Source organism: Xylella taiwanensis, assembly GCF_013177435.1.
Taxonomy (GTDB): domain Bacteria; phylum Pseudomonadota; class Gammaproteobacteria; order Xanthomonadales; family Xanthomonadaceae; genus Xylella; species Xylella taiwanensis.
In genome coordinates, this window is sequence record NZ_CP053627.1 from 333,093 (window position 1) to 350,731 (window position 17,639).

Below are 17,639 nucleotides of genomic sequence, written 5' to 3' on the forward strand. Positions count from 1 at the left end.
TGTGTGGCAGAGCGTTGTGTTGCTTTGCCGGGTCTGCGAAATACAAGTATTCATCGAACGTCCCTTTATAAGTGACACGTACGTTGGTGTCATGATGCTGTGTCAATAGACGACTTGGGATGCTTCAACAACGGGACACTGCAGACAACGTGCGCCGCGAAGTGGCATCCCGGACTGCGCAGAGATACACAGCCGAAGTTCGGTCAGTTCATCACGCCTTCTGGCGTGGCCCGCTTGAGGGCGTCCCTGTTGCCCTCCAACCCCCAGAAGATCTGTCGTACTGGAGGGTGTGAGCGCTCTATCCTGTGCCTTTCTCGACCGCTGGCTGGTAGGTGGTTTTGGCGTTGCGTCCGTCGAAGCGACGGCCTACGAAATTGACGAGAAGCTGCGTGGCCACCTTGTGCAGCACTTGGCCGGATACAGTCGCGTGAAGTCCCATATCATCGTAGGCGATTACATCGAGCTGGTGACCACCGAAGGTCTGCAGGATCGGTGGTATACCCATGCGATTCTCAACCCGCCTTACAAGAAGATTAACAGTCAATCGGATCACCGCCTGACTCGGCGCCGTGTCGGTATCACGGCGGTGAATCTGTATTCTGTCTTTATCACGCTGGCTGTGGGTGAGGTTGCGCCGGGCGGGCAGATTGTGGCGATCATCCCGCGCAGTTTCTGCAATGGGCCATATTACCGACCGTTCTAAGAGTTTTGATTTGATGAGCACGTCTGGCGTGTTACAGATATTCAGTGTGGTGGGGTATGGATGACCCATGACTCCATGAGTCATCGGGTCGGTGGTTCGCGCAGTAGGGCCGTACTACTGCACACGTGATGACTATGCTGTTTTGCTATTAATGAATAGCGATTTGTATAACGTTGATTGCGACGGGCACAGGATGCCAAACGTGAGGTTTACTGCACGCTGGTCATCGGTAGCAAGTCCGATGATGTCCTGGTATTCACTTATGTAAGGGCCCATGTCCTGTGCGTTTGATGTTGTGATTTATTTTTAGGTGCCTGGTACAAGCAGCGAAATGTCGCGGTCAAAGGTGAGCGACAAGCGGCCATTGGCGATGGTAGAAGATTGCAAATGTATGTTGCCCAGCATGGCGGTCAACGCTGGATTGAGCTGGTAGACCGGCTCGTGGCGGGCATAGTCTTGCAGCCAGATGTTGAGGAGTTCACGCGTCTGTTCATCGAGTTCGATGCCAGAGTGTGCTGGTTTGAAATGGTCCAGGGTTGGGTGATCAAGGAAGAATGCTTGACGTGCGGCATCGTAGTGCAGGGCACTGCTCAGTTCGACACGTCCTAGCGGCGCTGGTTGGCCACTACCGCTGGTGATCGCCAGATCGAATGATAGTGTCATCCTGTTACCGGGCGGCAGTGCGATGTGTGGTTGGCTGGTGCTTAATTCGATCAACCCGCCCAGCAGTGCTTTCGATTGAGGAAAGTGGTTGGAGACGAATGATTGCATGTCGTCCGCCTGAATGCTGATTTCACGGCCATGAATCTGGGGAGCCGCATATCCTGGTATGGCGGCGCTGGACAGCAGGAACAGCAGCGTGAGGATGGTATGAGGACGCATGGAAGGACGTGATCGCGTCTGCGGCGATATGCGGAAACATTTCAAAGGCGTGCTGAATGCAGCCTTAGGGACGCAGAGCAGACTAGTTAACAAAAAGTGGAAGTCCGATGCTCACAGAGCATGCTGATGGAGGAACGTCTCATCGGGCCACGGGGTATCGGTATATCGCTGTTCAAAGCCGTTTGCGATGAGACGATATAAGCAAGCCGTTATGTACCACAAAGCGGATACTTATCTACTCGGTTGCTAGCGTAGCGAATGGATTTGTTCATGGTCATTCTCTCTGGAGTTCTTTACAGATCATAGGAATGGCACGCTTTACTTAATGATTGTGAGGGGTGGGTTGCGTTGACAGTGGCCATGGATATCGACCGCTATCACCGCTTGCTGGAAGCAAGCGGAATGTCCGAGCATCAGGTCTTAAATTACTTTGCAAGTCAGTCAGCAGGCTGGGGTGTTGCTAGTGGGGGGTGTCATTCCCAGGCGGGTAGCTGTTTCGGTACGCTTTGATTTTTCAGACGGACGTGCCGCGGCAATCCATTGCGGTCGTAGGGCATGGGTGCCTCACCACGGATCAACGGTTCAAAGTAGGTGCGTGCACGTTCGCTGATGCCGAAGCCGTCACGGCGTAAAAAGCCTGCTGGTAAGGTCTTTTCATGGTTGGCAATCTTGGTGAGCGGTGCTGGTTCGATCTTCCAGCGATACGGCGTGTCGGAGGTGCGTACGATGACCGGCATTACTGCATTCATGCCTTCCAGTGCGTAGCGCACTGCAGCCTTGCCAACAGCCTGTGCTTGTTCCCAGTCTGTTTTGGAGGCAATGTGCCGTGCTGAGCGTTGCAAGTAGTCTGGCAGTGTCCAGTGCACCTTGAGTCCGAGTGCTTGTTTGACTCGACTGGCGAGGTAAGCGGCGACGCCGCCAAGCTGGGTGTGGCCAAAGGCATCGGTGGTGCCGCCGGCATCGGCAACGAAGTGCCCGTCAGCGCTACGGATACCCTCGCTGGCGACCACCATGCACCAACCGACTCGTTCAACCACTTGCTGGACTTTCGCCAGAAATGCCGTTTCGTCGTAAGTGCGTTCGGGCAGCAGTATGAGATGCGGTGCTTCTTCCTGCCCTTGGCTGGCCAAGCCGGCAGCTGCAGCCAGCCAACCGGCATGGCGGCCCATTGCTTCGTAAATGAAAACCTTAGTTGAGGTTTCTGCCATCGCTGCGACATCCAGTGCTGCTTCGCATATGGAGACGGCCGTGTACTTGGCGGCTGAACCGAAGCCGGGACTGGTGTCGGTGATGGCTAGATCGTTGTCGATGGTCTTAGGAACGCCGATACAGTGCAGTGGATAGTCAAACGTCTTGGCTAACTGCGAGATTTTGAGCGCCGTATCGGCTGAGTCATTACCACCGTTGTAGAGGAACCAACGCACGTTGTGTGCTTTGAATACCTCCAGTAACCGTTCGTACTTGTCGTGATCGGCTTCAAGCGACTTGAGCTTGAAACGGCACGAGCCGAATGCGCCTCCTGGTGTATGGGTCAAGCTACGGATCGCCGTGATTGATTCTCGGGATGTGTCGATCAGGTCTTCACGCAGTGCGCCGAGGATGCCATTGCGTGCGGCGAGCACTTTGATGCGGTGCATCCGTGCTTCGGCGATGACCGCGGCGGCGGTGGCGTTGATAACAGCGGTAACACCGCCGGATTGGGCGTATAACAACGTCTCTTTTGCCATGTGGGACGAGCTCTTGTAGGGCGAGGGCATTGCCGGGACATCGCTTGGATGCGTTAAGCTGCGCGGCATCATGGTGCGGTGTAGGCAGATGATCGAAGTGTAACGCCGCTGACCGTTGTTTGTTTCTCTATGTGGAGTGAATTGATGCGATTGGTTTTATTGGGGCCGCCTGGTTCGGGCAAAGGTACCCAGGCGGCGCAGATGAAGGAAGCATTACAGATTCCGCATATTTCCACCGGTGACCTGCTGCGCGGCGAAGTGGTTGCTGGTACTCCTCTTGGTTTGCGGGCTAAGCAAGTGATGGCGCAAGGTGACTTGGTTTCTGACGTGATTTTGATCGAGATGCTTGCGTCGCGTCTGAGTCAGGCCGATGTGGCAAAAGGCTTTATTCTCGATGGGTATCCGCGCAATCTTTCCCAGGCCGATGCGCTGGATGAGCTGTTAGCGAAGCTCGGGCATCCTTTGGATGCCGTGGTGCAGCTAGAGGTGCCGACCGATGTGTTGGTGGAGCGTATTGCTGGTCGTGCTCAGGCCGAAGGTCGCGAAGACGACAATCCGGATGCTGTGCGTAAGCGCTTGCAGGTCTACAACGATTCAACCGCACCGGTCATTGGTTTCTATGAGCAGCGCGGCATCCTCTTGCGTGTGAATGGTGTGGGCCGGTTGGATGAAGTTTCCCGGCGTATCGCTACTGCACTCGGCCGCTGAAGTGGGTTCATGTGACTTCGAATGCTAGAGAAGTGCTGCATTAATGGTTCTGCGTCATGGTGCTACCTGGTTTAGGTGGGCTCCTTCTCACCTGGAGGAGGGAAGGATATTGACTTGCCGGGAATTGGTTGTTGCCGTTGAGTGCGTGTGGCAGTGGTCCTTAGACGCAGTGTGGTGAGTGCGGTGGCGGGCGGTGGAGTGGGAGTGAGTCTCTAAAACGACTCTTCAATCATGATCGTTTATCTCTGGATGTCCGTAGCACTGTGCTGATCGGTGACAATGGCCCTATGAGGACATTGCATATTCTTGGTATTGCTGGGACTTTCATGGGAGGCATCGCTGCGCTGGCTCGTGAATTGGGTTGGCGTGTTGAAGGCAGCGATCAGGCCATCTATCCACCAATGTCAACTCAATTGGAACGGCTTGGCATCACGTTGATGCAGGGCTATGTGCCCGAGCATATCGCTGAAGATTGTGCTGAGGTCGTAGTGGGAAATGCTCTGTCGCGGGGTAATGCAGCGGTGGAAGCCTTGCTCAATCGCGGGTGCCGTTATATGTCAGGCCCACAATGGTTGGCTGAACGTGTCTTGCCAGGGCGCGACACCCTTGCAGTGGCAGGGACCCATGGGAAGACCACGACAACGACGATTCTGGCTTGGTTATTGGAGGCTGCTGGGCGTGCGCCGGGGTTCCTGATCGGGGGTGTGCCTGAGGATTTCGGTGTGTCCGCGCGGCTTGGTAGCGTGCTGAGCGATGGCCGTATGGAGCAGTCGGTGGCGTCTGAGGTGCCAGCGGCTGCTCGGCCGCTGTTTGTTGTGGAAGCGGATGAGTACGACACCGCATTTTTTGATAAGCGCAGCAAGTTTGTACATTACCGTCCACTCGTGGCGATCCTGAATAATCTGGAGTATGACCATGCTGACATCTTCCCTGATGTAGCTGCGATCCAGCGCCAATTTCACCATTTGGTGCGTACCGTTCCTGGTCGTGGCCGATTGATCGTTAATGGTGAGGATCAACGATTGGCCGAGGTATTGGCGATGGGGCATTGGACGCCGGTGGAGCGTTTCGGCTTCGATCCTGAGTTGAATTGGAGTGCACGTTTGATCGCTGCCGATGGGAGTCGTTTCTCGGTCTGGCAGGAGGGATATGAAGTGGGTGAGGTGAATTGGTCGTTGCTGGGTCGTCACAATGTGCTCAATGCATTGGCGGCCTTGGCTGCCGCACATGCGGTGGGTGTTGCCCCGGCAAAGGTCATTCCGTCGCTCACGCAGTTCCGCAGTGTCAAACGTCGCTTGGAACGGCTGGGTCAGGGGAATGGAGTGATTGTTTACGACGACTTTGCACACCACCCCACGGCGATCGCGACCACCCTTGAGGGATTGCGGGCGAACGTCGGTCATGCGCGCATTGTGGTCGCGATGGAGATGCGCAGCAATTCAATGCGACTGGGTACGCATGCGCAGGCATTGGGACCGTCGCTACAGGCGGCTGATGTGGTCGTATTTCTGCATCATCCGAGTTTGGTGTGGGATGCGGCAGTGGTGGTTGCACAGATGCATGGTCAGGTGCATGTCGTCCATGATGTTGATGGATTGCTGTCTATGCTGGATGAGGTGGTGCAGGTGGGCGACCATGTCGTCTTCATGTCCAATGGCGGGTTCGATGGCGCGCCACGCCGATTCTTGGCGCAGTTGAGCTGAGAGGTGCTCCGGCTTCCAGCGAGAAGCGAGCTGTTTCTGTTGCACGGTCTGTTGTTCTCCAATGCCAAGGCTGTAGGGCCGTGGCTACATTGGGGTTTGTTCGTGAATAGAGCGCCTGCGGTGTACATATCCCGTGCTAGTGGTTTGGAGTGTGGAGTTCGGGTGTGGATTGATGATGTTGATGTGAGTGTTGAGGGTGTGTGCGTGATGTGTTGATGCGTGCCTGTGGCGTATACCCAGGGGGCGACACCGGCTTGGTGGTGTCAGCCAAGCACCCTGGTGCGGGTTGGACAGCGATGATGAGATCCTTAGTTGTTGGAATGGTTGCTGGAGCAAGGCTGTGGTGAGGGTGATGCGATTAGACCGCTGTAGTAGATAGCCTGGGTCCGCTTGCGGATCTTTGAAATGACAGTACGTCATCTGTACCGCTGTTTTAGCGTGATGATCCATACAAGTGACGTTCGCGTCTGATCGCAATACGTCCCGTGACAGGATAAATGTCGTACCCGTCATGTGGAGATATCCATAGACATGACGCGTGTGGCCTCTGCTGCCGCCCAGCTGAGGGGCGGCTTTACGATGATCGTTGGGATGTGGATGAAGGATTCAGTGGCCGTTTCTTGTAGGCAGTCTGCTCAGTCCAACGGAGGCGCGGTGGGTGCGCCTGTGAGTGTTCGGTTATCGAGCAGAAGTACCGGAATGCCGGTCTGGGGGTGGCGGTCTTCACGGTAGCGCAAGGAAGTGAGCGAGGATTGCAACTCTTTCAGTGCTGGGTCCATGCCACGCAACGGATACCAGAGGCCAATTAAGCCGAAATGGCGGTCATAGTGCAGCGTCTGTGCCGAGCCCAGCCACAGTGGCTGTTGTTCCGGCTGCAATTGAGCGGTGGCTGGCCACAGCCGTAGCACGTAGCATTCGTCCGAATGTGGGCTGTCACGTACCATGAGCAGTGCTTCGACTCGCGTGTCCAATGTGGCCGGTAGCACCGGCACAGTATTCGGTTGCGAACTCACATCAAGCAAGTGCAACGCTTCCTTCCAGCCGGCCTGCGGTTGGCGTCGCCAACCCTGTGTTTCCAAGTGCTGTTGCAATGGTGCCAGCGGACCAGCGACTTGTACGTTGAGTGGCCAGCGCTCTGCATCGTCGAACTCGTTGCGGCGGGTGGGTAAGTCACGCCAGTCGTTCTTCCACCAACGTTCCGCAGCGATTGCCTGTGGTAACGGCAATGGTGGTTCGAACGTGGCTAACTTGTGCTCTAGATGGTGGGGGGCCAGCACCATTGCAGCGATTGAGAAGGCGCCATAAAACAACCAGCTTAAGGGTTTGACCTGAAGTTCATGGGTCAAGCGTCGCCGATAGGCGATACCCAGTACCAGTAGCCAGAAGATGCCGAACAGCATGCCCCCGATCACGTCGCTGAGCCAATGCGCACCTAGGTACAGTCGTGCGAAACCAATCAGAGAGGCGACCGCGCCGCTCACCATGTATGGCCAAACCCGGTTGCGTCCGGGGAGTTCTCGCGCGATCAGTACGGCAAAGAACCCGAAGGCAATGGTGACCATCGTGACTGCAACGGACGGAAAGCCAAACCCGCTGCTGGCTGATGGCGGCTGTATCACGTGCATGGTCTTGTCCAGCAACCAGGTCAATGCCAACCCGAAGCCAAGTGCGGCGAGCCAATGCAATACCGGCATCCAATGTTTGTGCCAGGCAAGATACGCCATTGTGACGGCAATGGTGGGCAACAGGATGTGCCAGTCGCCTAACGAGGCTAGTGCTGTCATTGGATAATCTGCCAATGGGTTGCGCAGTGCCAGCATGACGTTGTGGACGGCAAGATCCACCGGCAGCGGCTCACCATGGACCAGGACTACCATGAGCAGCGCAAACCATCCCCAGCCCAGCAACAGCAGCATCACCGCCAGTACAGCGAGCGGCACTGACTCGCGCTTCTGAGGATCGAAAACCGAGATCGACCAGCGTCCTAGACTGGGATGGCGATGCGACCAGGCCAACAGACGGGCGACCAACTGGTCAAGGTTCCTGGCAGCCCAGCGGTAACTGTATAGCACCACGGCCCAGACGATTGCGAGGACCAATATCAGTAAGGCGATGACTAGGGAGAGCCGTCCGGCGACGGCTGCCACCGCGTCGTAGGCTTCGCCAAGGAGCCACCCTGGCGCGAGAAACAGTGCTCCCCAGGACAGGCAGGCCAAGCCACTGGCAGAGGCATAGTGTTTGAGCGGCATCCGCAGCATGCCGGCGATGGCAGGTACGAATGGACGGACCGCGCCGACGTAGCGTGCCACTAGGATGCTTTTAAAGGAGTTACGGCGAAACAGTGCTTCGCCACGATCCAGAAATTGCGGATAGCGATTGAATGGCCAGATCTCGCGTAATCGATGACCCCATCGATGCCCGACCCAGAAGCTTAGGGCATCGCCAGCGAATGCTCCTACCGAGGCGCATGCGATGGCATAGGGGCCATTAATTTTGTCGAGTCCGATGAGCACGCCAATGGCGAATAGCAGCGGTAGCGCCGGCACGATGGTGCCGAGAATGATGACCGCATCACTAAAAGCAATGGCGAAGATAACGAGACCGGCCAACGCTGGATGTTGTTCGATCCATACGAGTATTGTTTCAATCCAGGGTGCATTCATGTCGGAATTATAGGGTGGGAAGGAATACGCACACTCTTGTATCAGCAGGGGATGCCTGAAAGGCGCTGCGCTGCACTTTACAATGTGTCCATGTCTACTCGTCTTGCTGTGCCCGAAACGCTGAAGGCCGATGCTTTTGGTCGTATTTTGCTGGTGTGTGAAAAAGGGCACATGTTCATCCGGCGTGATCTCAGTGTGGTGTCGTGGTGGCTGCGTGGCCTCGCCGGTTGGCTGGCCAAGCGTGAAGTTGCAGCACTGCGCCAAATTGAAGTGTTGCCCGCGGTACCACGGTTACTGAGCTGGGATGGGGTGCGTCTGGATCGCAGTTTTCTGTCTGGTCACATGATGTATCAACGCCCGCCACGCGGCGATTTAGCTTATTTCCGTGCTGCGTGTCGTTTATTGCAGCAAATGCATCGTTGCGGTGTCGTCCACAATGACCTTGCCAAGGAGGCAAATTGGTTGGTGCTGGAGGATGGCAGCCCGGGTTTGATCGATTTTCAGTTGGCGGTACGTGGTGATCCTCGCGCGCCCTTGATGCGTCTGCTTGCGCGCGAGGATCTGCGTCACCTGCTTAAGCACAAGCGCATGTATTGCCCGGAGGCGTTGACCCCGGTGGAACGGCGTCTCCTCAAGCGTCCTTCATGGGTACGTCGGCTCTGGTTTGTCACTGGAAAGCCGGTGTACCGCTTCGTGACGCGACGTGTACTGCATTGGGAGGATAACGAGGGACGTGGAGCAAGGCCGTAGCGGTGGTGCATAGTCGTAGACTGGTGCAGCGATTCCGTCACCGCTGCATTTCCTCGTCCTTGGGGTTGCTTATCGTGCTTCCTCGCCGGATTGATAGCCGGATTTCAGTGCGCCACGATCATGGCGTTGTTTGGTTGCAACCTCAGGTGGGTTGTCCATTGCGGTAGTACATGTGTTGTCGCTGCACCTTCACTGTTTTTCTGACAATGGTCGTACCTATCTGTGGTTCGTCAGTGCTTGATCTGGAATGGATGCATGCGAACTTTTCGCATGTGTCGCCAAGCCGCTTCAATGGAAACGACCCATCATGAGATCGATGGTGTTCCTCATTGGATATGACAGGTGGATACACGTCTGCGCAAGGTGAAGCGCACGGATAAGGACATTGTCGAGGCGCGAGGGGGCAGCGGTGCGAGGGTGTTCAACATCTGCAAGCGTCATCAAGCATTGACTGTGTGACGTCCCTGATGGACATCTGACTTGTCAGAGATGAGAGCGTGATGTGAGGTAAATGTTGCCGATGTATCAGCGGATCGCTGACAAGATGTCTGACCCGCCAAAGATCTCTGATGTATTGTGGACACACGTTGTGGTGGGGCAACGCATCCGGTTTTCTTTGGACGGGGCTGGTGATGGCCATGATGGGCCTGCGCCTTACACACGGGCGGGGACACCACACAAGCTGACATGGAATGTTGATGAGCAATGGCCCGCATTAGGGCCTGTGAATACTCATGGTGCTGAGGTGCTGTCCTTGCAGCAGTGAGTGTATGCAGATCGCAGCAGCCCAATTCGAGCAGGTCGAACACCTTCTACCGAGGCAACGTCAATCCGATGAATCTGAAGATGGTCAACACCATCCTGTCTCTCGCTGAGCACGGCTGCGAATGGCGTGAATTGACTCACTGACACACGATCTACACCCACACGAACCGATGGGTGCGGGCGTATTGGATCGAGTCTTCGCGCTACTTCAGCAAGCGCAGGTCGTGCAGATCGAAAACCAAGCTGTGCCGCTGGACAGCACCAGTGTGAACGCGAATAGCATCAGCACACCCCCAAAACAGTCTATCTACTATCGGAAAATTCCTTGCCTGGATGGAACACCGAGAACCACCTTTTCGTGGCTGATGTGTGTGCGGTCATTACCTTCTCGCTATTGCCTGAACAAGCGCACGATGCACCGGAATGTCGTGAGTGGCTCAAACCGTTCGAGCCGTTGAATTGCCTATTGCACGTCCTGATGTTGCGCGCTAATAGCGAGGTATTGTCGTGGAGGTCCCGCTATGCAATGCGGGGTGTGATGATTCGCAAGGAATGACACAGTGGCATCCTGCGCTGCTGCTGCGCCCTGTATAAAATGATCCCTGCAAATTGTGGTGTGTCTTCTATGGCATCTGCGGTGTTCTTCTCCTCCGTGGCGGCCCGCTGTTAGTGCTCATGGTGGTGTTCTTGTGGTGCTTGGTTGGGAGCGTGGTGTGGGGTTTCGATTTACTTGGTGATCCATGATGTGTGTATCCGTTGCAAGGCAGTCTATTGCTGCTGGTGATGGTTGCTAGGTCGCTCCGTTATCGTTGCTGCCACGTTGTTCTCGGCTTGCTTGCATTGGTGCAAGCTCGCAGTGTTGGTTTGCATCCAAGAGTGCAACATTGCTGCACGGGAGGAGAATTGTGTTGCGGTGCGGCCATGTTGGAGACCTGCGATCAGGGTATTGCATGTCTTCCGCGTTGATGGTGACCGTGGGGACTTTAGTTACTGCCGTGGATGGCGTTGTTTGGCGCGCTGTGTAGCCAATGCGCTACGGGTTGGCAATAGTTGGGGATTGCCATCGGCGTGTTCGTTGTGTTTGGATGCAATACAGGCTGCTGTTTGGTTGCTGCTCTGCGGGAATTGACGCTTGTTGGTCGGTGCAATTGACTGGGTATTGGGTTTGCTTGGGTGGCGTGGACGTGCATCGTTTGTTGCCGGGTATCGCTGGCGCTAGGTAGATGTTATGGAGTGACCCGTCGCGAGTGAGTCTGTCGTTGATTGACAGTAAGTGTTTGCATATGTTGCCAATTTTTCAGTGGGTAGTCCTTCGATGACGTGCCGGTGCTTGTCCGACTCATGTGTGACATTCACTGCCTATGTTTGGTGTGGTTCCATCTGTGTCAGACGCTCACCGGTGGTGACCGGTGATGTTAACGCGGTGCTCGTTGTCGCTCTGGGTGCGATGTTTGACGGTGAATGCTTTGGGTGGGGCTGGAAGGAGATAGGGGTGATGGCCCTGGCTTGCGGGGTGGTTTTGCCTGCTGACCAGGAGTGCCGGTGAGCGGTCTGCGTGATGTCCAGCGTGGGCTGCTGATGACTGCTTTGACGTTTGTGCTGTGGGGCGTGGTTCCACTGTATTGGAAGCTGCTGAAGCATGTGCCGCCGTTGCAGATCATCGCTCACCGTATTGTCTGGTGCACGTTGTTTGTACTGGGCTGGCTGTTTCTTTCTGTACGCTTTGCCTGGTGGCATGCGATCAAGGCTACGCCTGGGGCGCGGCTGATGCTGTTGGGTAGTGGTGTGGCAATCGCGCTCGATTGGGGCCTTTATATCTGGGCCATTAATACGGATCACGTGATTGAGAGTAGTTTGGGCTACTTCATCAGTCCGCTGCTGAGTGTGTTGCTGGGTGTACTGTTGTTGCAGGAACGGCTGCGCGGCTTGCAGTGGCTGGCCGTGGTCTGTGCCGCTCTTGGTGTCGCTTGGTTGACTTGGCAGGCTGGGAAGCCTCCTTGGATTGCATTGGGTTTGGCGCTGTCTTTGTCTCTGTATGGTTTGCTGCGTAAAGTGGTTGCTGTAGATGCGGTGGCCGGGTTGTGTGTGGAAAGCTTGTACCTGTTTTTACCGGCGCTCGCGTTGCTGCTATGGGGTGAGGCAGGACATGGTGGTGGTTTCTTCAGCGGTTGGAGTGTGGGTACCGATGTGTTACTGGTGTTTGGCGGTGTAGTGACTGCGCTACCGCTCATTTGTTTTTCCTACGGGGTGCGGTTGATCCCGTTATCGTTGCTGGGTCTCTTGCAGTACATTGGGCCAACATTGGGATTGGCGCTGGGGGTTTGGTTCTTCCACGAGCCGTTCGATGCGTACAAATTGCTAGGTTTTGTCGTGATTTGGATCGGATTGTTATTGTTCATCGGCGATACTCTGTGGCAGGTACGACGCACGATGGGGTGAACACCGCGAGGCTAGGGTTGTTGTTCAGTTGCGCCTTGGCTGCTGTGTTGACCTCTGCAGCGCGAGTGCCGATGTCTTGGAGGGTGCTAGCGTGCATTGATAGATAACGCTCGGGCATGCCGGTGGGTAAGTGAGGCGGCTCGCATGTGCGGCGCCATGCCCTGGATCATATGGTCGGTGTTGGTGCTGGCCTGCTGTCACTGGCTGAGTCGATGGTGCCGTGACCTTAGACCTGGGTTTAGCGGAATGCTGCAGTAGGCGGCGTGGGTCAGATTGCAGCGATGACGGTAAACCTAAAGAGTCGCCATCCATGACCTAGCCGTTATAACAGCATCACGGGGTTGCGTGCGGGGACGTTGGGTGCTGGACAGTCGTGTTCATGACCTGGCTGGCGTTGTGATGTTGATGCAGGTAGCGGTAATGCATGCTTGGGCGGTGAGATGGATGGTGTGTCAAACAGTCGGCATCCTGTTGTATGTGCAGGTGGCTGACTGTAGTTGGGTATGGTGATGATGGCCTCGATCCGTTTGCTGTGACGCGGCCACATCATTGAGCAGCTAAGAAAGTGTATGAAGGGCAACCAGTCCTGCATTGGCAGGTGCAAGCCAGCAGCCAACAGGTACAGCGTGGTCGGAGATTGGAGTGTAAGAGGAGGGGCTATGGAGGAGCGGACGAGTTGCAGTGGTATTTTGATGAAAGAACAATGGTGGGCGACATTCGGTTGAGTTTTGGTGTGTGCTTCGGTTGCTCATCTGTAGCGTTCTTTCAGCATCGCCCAGGCGGAGCGCAGTGCCAGTGCTTCGCCACCTACGGGTCGACCGGGGCGGTCACGGTCGTTCCAGGCGTATACATCCAGGTGTGCCCAAGGCAGGTCTTGAGCGACGAATCGTTCCAGATACAGTGCGGCGGTCACTGCGCCAGCCATGCGTGAGCCGGCGTTGGCCAGGTTGGCAACATGGCTGTTGAGGTAGTGCAAATATGGGCGCCATAGTGGCATGCGCCATACTGGGTCGCGGGTACGCTCGCCAGCATCTAACCAGGCTTGGGCTAACACGTCGTTGTTACTGAAAAGTGCTGGCAGGTCCGGTCCCAGAGCGATCCGTGCTGCGCCGGTCAGGGTTGCGAAGTCCAGGATCGTGTCCGGCTTCAGTTCGCTGGCGTAGGTCAGCGCATCGCACAAAATCAGGCGACCTTCGGCGTCGGTGTTGTCAATCTCAACACTGATTCCTGCGCGTGTCACGATCACCTCGCCGGGGCGGAAAGCGTCAGGTCCGATTGCATTTTCTACTGCTGGTATCAGCACGGTTAGTCGCACCGGCAGTTGCTGCTCCATGATGAGTCCGGCCAGTGCCAGAGCGTGTGCGGCACCACCCATGTCTTTCTTCATGTGACGCATGCCGTCGGCAGGCTTCAGATCCAGGCCGCCTGTGTCGAAGCACACTCCTTTGCCGATCAGAACTAAGTGAGGATGGGTGTGCTGACCCCAGTTGAGTCGTAACAGGCGTGGCGCACGGTGTGAGGCGCGACCGACGGCGTGGATGGTTGGGAAGTGGTGTGCCAATAGCACTTCGCCGATGATGCTTTCGAATGTGCCACCGTGTGTCTGTGCTAAGTCGTGGGCAATGGCTTCGAGTTCCTCCGGGCCCATGTCCTGGGTTGGGGTGTTGACCCAGTCGCGTACCTGTAGGCAAGCCTTAATGAGCGCCGTGGTTTCGGGTGTTGGTGTCAGGGCCAATTCTGCCGGTGTACGGTCTGGGATACGGTAGCGTGCGAAGCGATAGCTGCCCAGGCCCCAGCCCAGTGCCAGAGTGGTTTGTTCGGTGGGGTCCCATGTTCCAACGGGTTGCCAGTGGGTGCCTGCCGGGAGTGTGAATGGGCCGTGTGCATAGGAGTAGGCGTCGGCGTGGTCACCCACACCCAGCACCGCTCCAGCGAGGCCGTGTTCGCCAGGTAGCAGCAGCACACTGCCAGCGGCAGCGGCAAAGCCCTGGGTCTGTGCCCATGATTGAATTTGGGTTGGCTGTGTGGCTAACCAGTCTGTGAAACACTCGCGGTTCAGGACATGCAACGGTAAGGCATTGGTGGTAGCAGGAGTGAAACCGTGGGGGAGGGACATAGAGAGGTCTCTTGGCGGACGCAGTCAGATGTGGCGATGCAGGTGTGGGTTAGGCGTTGTTTGTTGTACTAACATTATGCGTGGGGAAAGGTATGCAGGTGCAGGTATGTTTGGATCCCAGTCCAGTTGGTCAGCTCGGTTGGAGTATTGAAATACGGATTCGGTGGCTGAGTTACCGAGATGCAGAACCTGTGCTGGTCGCGTCTCAGAGTGCGTGCAGTTTGCATGGCGGATGCTTGTCTTTGGCTTAGTGCCCGTGCTCACGCGCACTATATTCGACTTGGTTGCACGTGGTGTAGAACGCATCGTAGGCTGGTTTCAACACTGCCAGATCGCTGTTGCTGGGATTCCAATACCACGGATCGAGGTGGTGCAGTGTGCTCAGATCTTGCTGCAAGCGTGGATTGTTGCGGAAGCTGTGTTGACGCCGTGTGTGCATCGCTTCGATGGATAAGTGCACTGTGGTGATGAGGCGATGCACAGGTGCCATTTTACGTCAAAGGTATGTCATGCGCTTGGAACGATGTTCTATTCCAACAGCCGTGCCCAGCGTTGCAAATCCTCGATTCGGCTCAGCACCATCTTGATGCATACCAGCAACGGTACTGCCAGCAAGAGACCGATCAGGCCCCACAGCGAGCCGAACAGCAGCAAGGCAACGATCAGCATCAGTGGCGAGATCGCCATGCGCCGCCCGAGTACGATTGGGGTGATGAGTTGTCCCTCCAGCGTGTGTAGCATCAGATACAGCAGTGCCGGTAGTAACGCCCTACTGGATTCGTGAAATTGTACTAAGCCGACGAGTAGCATCAGCAATACGCCGATCAGCGGTCCTACGTACGGGGCGAAGTTAAGGAGTGCCACTACTGTGCCCCACAGAAGTGCCTCCTGCAGCGGGATGCTTAGCAGCAGCAGTACACCGCTGAACACCAAACCGACTAGCGCGTTGATCACGCTGATGGTCAGTACGTAGCGCGAGATCTCGTGTTCCAGATTACGTAGGATTGAGGTGGTGAAACGTTGCTGATGGTGGTTGGGGAGCAGTGCGATCGCGTTGCGTTGCAGGTTCTCCCCAAACACCATGAAGAAGAATGTCAGGAGGATGACTGCCAGGACCGATATGACTAGTTTGGGTGTGTCTATCAGTACAGCGTAAGGGTTGTCTAGGCGGGTTCGCACGATCTGGGACTGGCGCTCGGTTTCTCCACCGGCTGCGCGTGCCAAGCTTTCTACCGCTTGATTGGCTTGTTGCACAGGCTTGGTGAGGTGGCGTACTTGGCGTGCCACTTGGCGTATTCTGCCCGGTGCTTGTTGCACCCATTCGCTGGCCGGTCCGGCGAGTTGTACACTGAGCGCTACCGTTGCGCTGATGCCCAAACACAACAGCAACAGTGCTCCGAAGGCGCGTGGAATGCGTATCTGACCCAGTGCGCGCAGGATTGGGTTGCCTACCAGTGCGAAGAACACTGCCAGTAATACGGGAAGGATGACTGCCTGCGTAGCCCACAGGGTGTAACCTACCGCCAATGTTGCTAACACAACCAGTGACAGCGGACTGTGTGGGCGCGTCGTGAGAGAAGGCCGCAGATGCTGGCCCGCATCGTTGTTGGAGTTGTGGGGGGCCGGCTGATCGGTCATTGTGGTAGGGACAGGATCAGGAAGAGGATCATATATCCATTGTGGAGCAGGTTGAAGCACCGACCTGTTCGCAGCGCAGCCGGTTCAAGCGTATTCGGATAGGTGGGTTGCTGCTTCTGCCGGTTGTGAGGTGGATGCGTGTGCGGTTGCGGCGCTTTTGCTGGTTCTGGGCTTGCCCTGTTCAGAGTCATTCTCTGCGTATGTAGTCGCGAAAAATGCCGATATGGCACCGAGCATCTGTATCAAATGCTGAGCACCACTGAATTTGCCAGCGAGCGTTTTTAAAGTGATGTGTGGTTCTATGTGTCCGGTCATGAATCCCAATCCCAGCCCGGCAATCACGATTCGCAGCGGTGTCCAACTGGTGCGCCAAGTGTATTGGAGTTCTCGCCAATGGTGGCTGGTTTGTGTGCTGCGTTGCTCCACTAAGCGTTCCGCCCGTTCCACACGGCGGCATAATGCATGGAAGTTCATGAGCGATCCCTCTCTGCTGTGAGGTTGGTGCCATCGTCGGTTCCGTCCAGCAAGGCGAGGCGGAGCAGTTGGCGTCGTGTGGCGTGTAATCCAGTGTGGCGCAAATAGTGCAGCATTCGCCAAACTGCCAACCCAGTCATTATCAGATTGCCGAGTGTAGTCAGTGTGAGTGATTCGAGCCATGACAGTCCAAGGCGCTCCAGGAGTGCGATGGTCATGTACGTCAGCAGCAACCAACTGGACACGCCAAGCACGATGATCATGCAGGCCCAGGTCAGAGCGTGACTGAGTGCGCTCCACGCCATCTTTAGATCTGAGAGTAAAAGAAGATGCAGGGCCCGAACGGTCGCCTTGGCTGAAGCAAGGGTAGCGCGTCCTGCCCCAGTCACGGCTTCCACACTGTCTTGGATGCCAGGGGCATCCACGTCAGCCGTGGTGTTCTGGGACACGCGGTCGACTGCATCCTGATTGTTCACGTGGCTTACTTGTCGTTACTGCGCGTGAGCTTAGCAATGATCCAGCCGGCGGCCAAAGCAACGCCGAACGAGGTGAGCGGTCGCTCGCGGATCAACTCGGCAGCGCTGTCAATCAAGTCACGACCCTTGTCCATCAGGGCGTCGACCTGTTCTTTAGCTGCAGCGCTGCCAAATTCGGCAGCGGCCAGCCCGGCTTGCGCACCGTCGGATAGTTCGGCTTTGACATTGGTCCGGCCCAGTTTAAGTTCCTCGCTGGCGGCACCCGCTGCGCCCTTCACCGCTTCACTGGCGGCAACTGCGGCAGATTTCAGACGTGCCCCCGCTTGGTTCAGGTTTTCCTTCAGGTGCTCGGTGTTGGTAGGACTCATGATAGATCTCCTTCGTTGAGCATAGCGGGCCGGTGACACGCTACCGGCACCGTTCGATGAATAGCACTGTAAGTCGTGCATCAAGATTCGATGTCAACGCTAGTAAACGCGTGCCAGTGCATCATACTGCGTGTTTCCTCACAGTACACGCAATATCAGAGCCTTTGGTAGGTGAGGAAAGCTGGTGGCCAGTCGGTTAGACCAGAGAATCCTCTGACTGATGTACC

General features: G+C 56.2%; 17 protein-coding genes. 8 read left to right on the forward strand and 9 right to left on the reverse strand.

Annotation, left to right across the window (positions count from 1 at the left end; translation table 11 throughout):
• The first annotated feature begins 289 nt into the window (after positions 1-289).
• Positions 290-703 (forward strand): SAM-dependent methyltransferase, encoded by a 414-nt coding sequence (locus tag PLS229_RS01255; protein WP_069636205.1) that lies wholly within the window; start codon positions 290-292, stop codon positions 701-703.
• A gap of 306 nt (positions 704-1,009) precedes the next feature.
• Here the strand turns inward: PLS229_RS01255 and PLS229_RS01260 are convergent, their stop codons facing one another.
• Positions 1,010-1,585, reverse strand: coding sequence for a YceB family lipoprotein (locus PLS229_RS01260; RefSeq protein ID WP_038270840.1), 576 nt, complete (start codon positions 1,583-1,585; stop codon positions 1,010-1,012).
• A 473-nt stretch (positions 1,586-2,058) separates the two neighbouring features.
• The gene (locus tag PLS229_RS01265) at positions 2,059-3,312 is read right to left on the reverse strand and encodes a 6-phosphofructokinase (RefSeq protein WP_038270837.1); all 1,254 of its coding nucleotides are present in this window, start codon (positions 3,310-3,312) and stop codon (positions 2,059-2,061) included.
• A 144-nt stretch (positions 3,313-3,456) separates the two neighbouring features.
• On the opposite strand from PLS229_RS01265, the gene PLS229_RS01270 reads away from it, so the two are divergent.
• Positions 3,457-4,020 (forward strand): adenylate kinase, encoded by a 564-nt coding sequence (locus PLS229_RS01270; RefSeq protein WP_038270836.1) that lies wholly within the window; start codon positions 3,457-3,459, stop codon positions 4,018-4,020.
• A gap of 287 nt (positions 4,021-4,307) precedes the next feature.
• Positions 4,308-5,723: a UDP-N-acetylmuramate:L-alanyl-gamma-D-glutamyl-meso-diaminopimelate ligase gene (gene mpl / locus PLS229_RS01275; RefSeq protein WP_038270870.1), complete on the forward strand. Its 1,416-nt coding sequence runs from the start codon at positions 4,308-4,310 to the stop codon at positions 5,721-5,723.
• Positions 5,724-6,358: 635 nt separating this feature from the next.
• Here the strand turns inward: mpl and PLS229_RS01280 are convergent.
• The gene (locus tag PLS229_RS01280; protein WP_038270834.1) at positions 6,359-8,386 is read right to left on the reverse strand and encodes a bifunctional DedA family/phosphatase PAP2 family protein; all 2,028 of its coding nucleotides are present in this window, start codon (positions 8,384-8,386) and stop codon (positions 6,359-6,361) included.
• A 90-nt stretch (positions 8,387-8,476) separates the two neighbouring features.
• On the opposite strand from PLS229_RS01280, the gene PLS229_RS01285 reads away from it, so the two are divergent.
• From PLS229_RS01285 to rarD, 5 genes are all read left to right on the forward strand, one after another.
• A complete protein-coding gene (locus PLS229_RS01285; RefSeq protein ID WP_038270869.1) occupies positions 8,477-9,136 on the forward strand; it encodes a serine/threonine-protein kinase in 660 nt (219 codons plus the stop codon).
• A gap of 544 nt (positions 9,137-9,680) precedes the next feature.
• A complete protein-coding gene (locus PLS229_RS01290; protein WP_152536597.1) occupies positions 9,681-9,902 on the forward strand; it encodes a hypothetical protein in 222 nt (73 codons plus the stop codon).
• 324 nt (positions 9,903-10,226) lie between these two features.
• A complete protein-coding gene (locus tag PLS229_RS01295; RefSeq protein WP_152536596.1) occupies positions 10,227-10,457 on the forward strand; it encodes a hypothetical protein in 231 nt (76 codons plus the stop codon).
• 846 nt (positions 10,458-11,303) lie between these two features.
• Entirely contained in the window at positions 11,304-11,447 is a 144-nt protein-coding gene (locus tag PLS229_RS01300) for a hypothetical protein (protein ID WP_160199328.1), read from the forward strand.
• A 32-nt stretch (positions 11,448-11,479) separates the two neighbouring features.
• Positions 11,480-12,340 carry an EamA family transporter RarD gene (gene rarD / locus PLS229_RS01305; RefSeq protein ID WP_051482288.1) on the forward strand — a complete coding sequence of 287 codons (861 nt, stop codon included), beginning with the start codon at positions 11,480-11,482 and terminating at the stop codon, positions 12,338-12,340.
• 748 nt (positions 12,341-13,088) lie between these two features.
• Here rarD and PLS229_RS01310 read toward each other — a convergent pair.
• The 6 genes from PLS229_RS01310 to PLS229_RS01335 form a co-directional block, all read right to left on the reverse strand.
• The gene (locus PLS229_RS01310) at positions 13,089-14,456 is read right to left on the reverse strand and encodes a leucyl aminopeptidase family protein (RefSeq protein ID WP_038270828.1); all 1,368 of its coding nucleotides are present in this window, start codon (positions 14,454-14,456) and stop codon (positions 13,089-13,091) included.
• 247 nt (positions 14,457-14,703) lie between these two features.
• Positions 14,704-14,946, reverse strand: coding sequence for a hypothetical protein (locus PLS229_RS01315; RefSeq protein WP_038270827.1), 243 nt, complete (start codon positions 14,944-14,946; stop codon positions 14,704-14,706).
• Between the two features lie 38 nt (positions 14,947-14,984).
• Positions 14,985-16,094 (reverse strand): AI-2E family transporter, encoded by a 1,110-nt coding sequence (locus PLS229_RS01320; protein ID WP_038270826.1) that lies wholly within the window; start codon positions 16,092-16,094, stop codon positions 14,985-14,987.
• 84 nt (positions 16,095-16,178) lie between these two features.
• Positions 16,179-16,568, reverse strand: coding sequence for a hypothetical protein (locus PLS229_RS01325; protein WP_038270824.1), 390 nt, complete (start codon positions 16,566-16,568; stop codon positions 16,179-16,181).
• Complete coding sequence (locus PLS229_RS01330; protein WP_051482286.1) at positions 16,565-17,044, reverse strand: hypothetical protein; 480 nt, start codon at positions 17,042-17,044, stop codon at positions 16,565-16,567. The genes PLS229_RS01325 and PLS229_RS01330 overlap by 4 nt, the downstream gene beginning before the upstream one ends.
• A gap of 5 nt (positions 17,045-17,049) precedes the next feature.
• The gene (locus tag PLS229_RS01335) at positions 17,050-17,412 is read right to left on the reverse strand and encodes a hypothetical protein (RefSeq protein ID WP_038270823.1); all 363 of its coding nucleotides are present in this window, start codon (positions 17,410-17,412) and stop codon (positions 17,050-17,052) included.
• Positions 17,413-17,639: the final 227 nt, after the last annotated feature.

Bases quoted from the DNA above. Each gene is read 5' to 3' on its own strand.
- PLS229_RS01260 (WP_038270840.1), bottom strand. From the start codon at position 1,585: ATGCGTCCTCATACCATCCTCACGCTGCTGTTCCTGCTGTCCAGCGCC.
- PLS229_RS01265 (WP_038270837.1), bottom strand. From the start codon at position 3,312: ATGGCAAAAGAGACGTTGTTATACGCCCAATCCGGCGGTGTTACCGCT.
- PLS229_RS01270 (WP_038270836.1), top strand. From the start codon at position 3,457: ATGCGATTGGTTTTATTGGGGCCGCCTGGTTCGGGCAAAGGTACCCAG.
- mpl (WP_038270870.1), top strand. From the start codon at position 4,308: ATGAGGACATTGCATATTCTTGGTATTGCTGGGACTTTCATGGGAGGC.
- PLS229_RS01280 (WP_038270834.1), bottom strand. From the start codon at position 8,386: ATGAATGCACCCTGGATTGAAACAATACTCGTATGGATCGAACAACAT.
- PLS229_RS01285 (WP_038270869.1), top strand. From the start codon at position 8,477: ATGTCTACTCGTCTTGCTGTGCCCGAAACGCTGAAGGCCGATGCTTTT.
- PLS229_RS01290 (WP_152536597.1), top strand. From the start codon at position 9,681: ATGTCTGACCCGCCAAAGATCTCTGATGTATTGTGGACACACGTTGTG.
- rarD (WP_051482288.1), top strand. From the start codon at position 11,480: ATGACTGCTTTGACGTTTGTGCTGTGGGGCGTGGTTCCACTGTATTGG.
- PLS229_RS01310 (WP_038270828.1), bottom strand. From the start codon at position 14,456: ATGTCCCTCCCCCACGGTTTCACTCCTGCTACCACCAATGCCTTACCG.
- PLS229_RS01315 (WP_038270827.1), bottom strand. From the start codon at position 14,946: ATGGCACCTGTGCATCGCCTCATCACCACAGTGCACTTATCCATCGAA.
- PLS229_RS01320 (WP_038270826.1), bottom strand. From the start codon at position 16,094: ATGACCGATCAGCCGGCCCCCCACAACTCCAACAACGATGCGGGCCAG.
- PLS229_RS01325 (WP_038270824.1), bottom strand. From the start codon at position 16,568: ATGAACTTCCATGCATTATGCCGCCGTGTGGAACGGGCGGAACGCTTA.
- PLS229_RS01335 (WP_038270823.1), bottom strand. From the start codon at position 17,412: ATGAGTCCTACCAACACCGAGCACCTGAAGGAAAACCTGAACCAAGCG.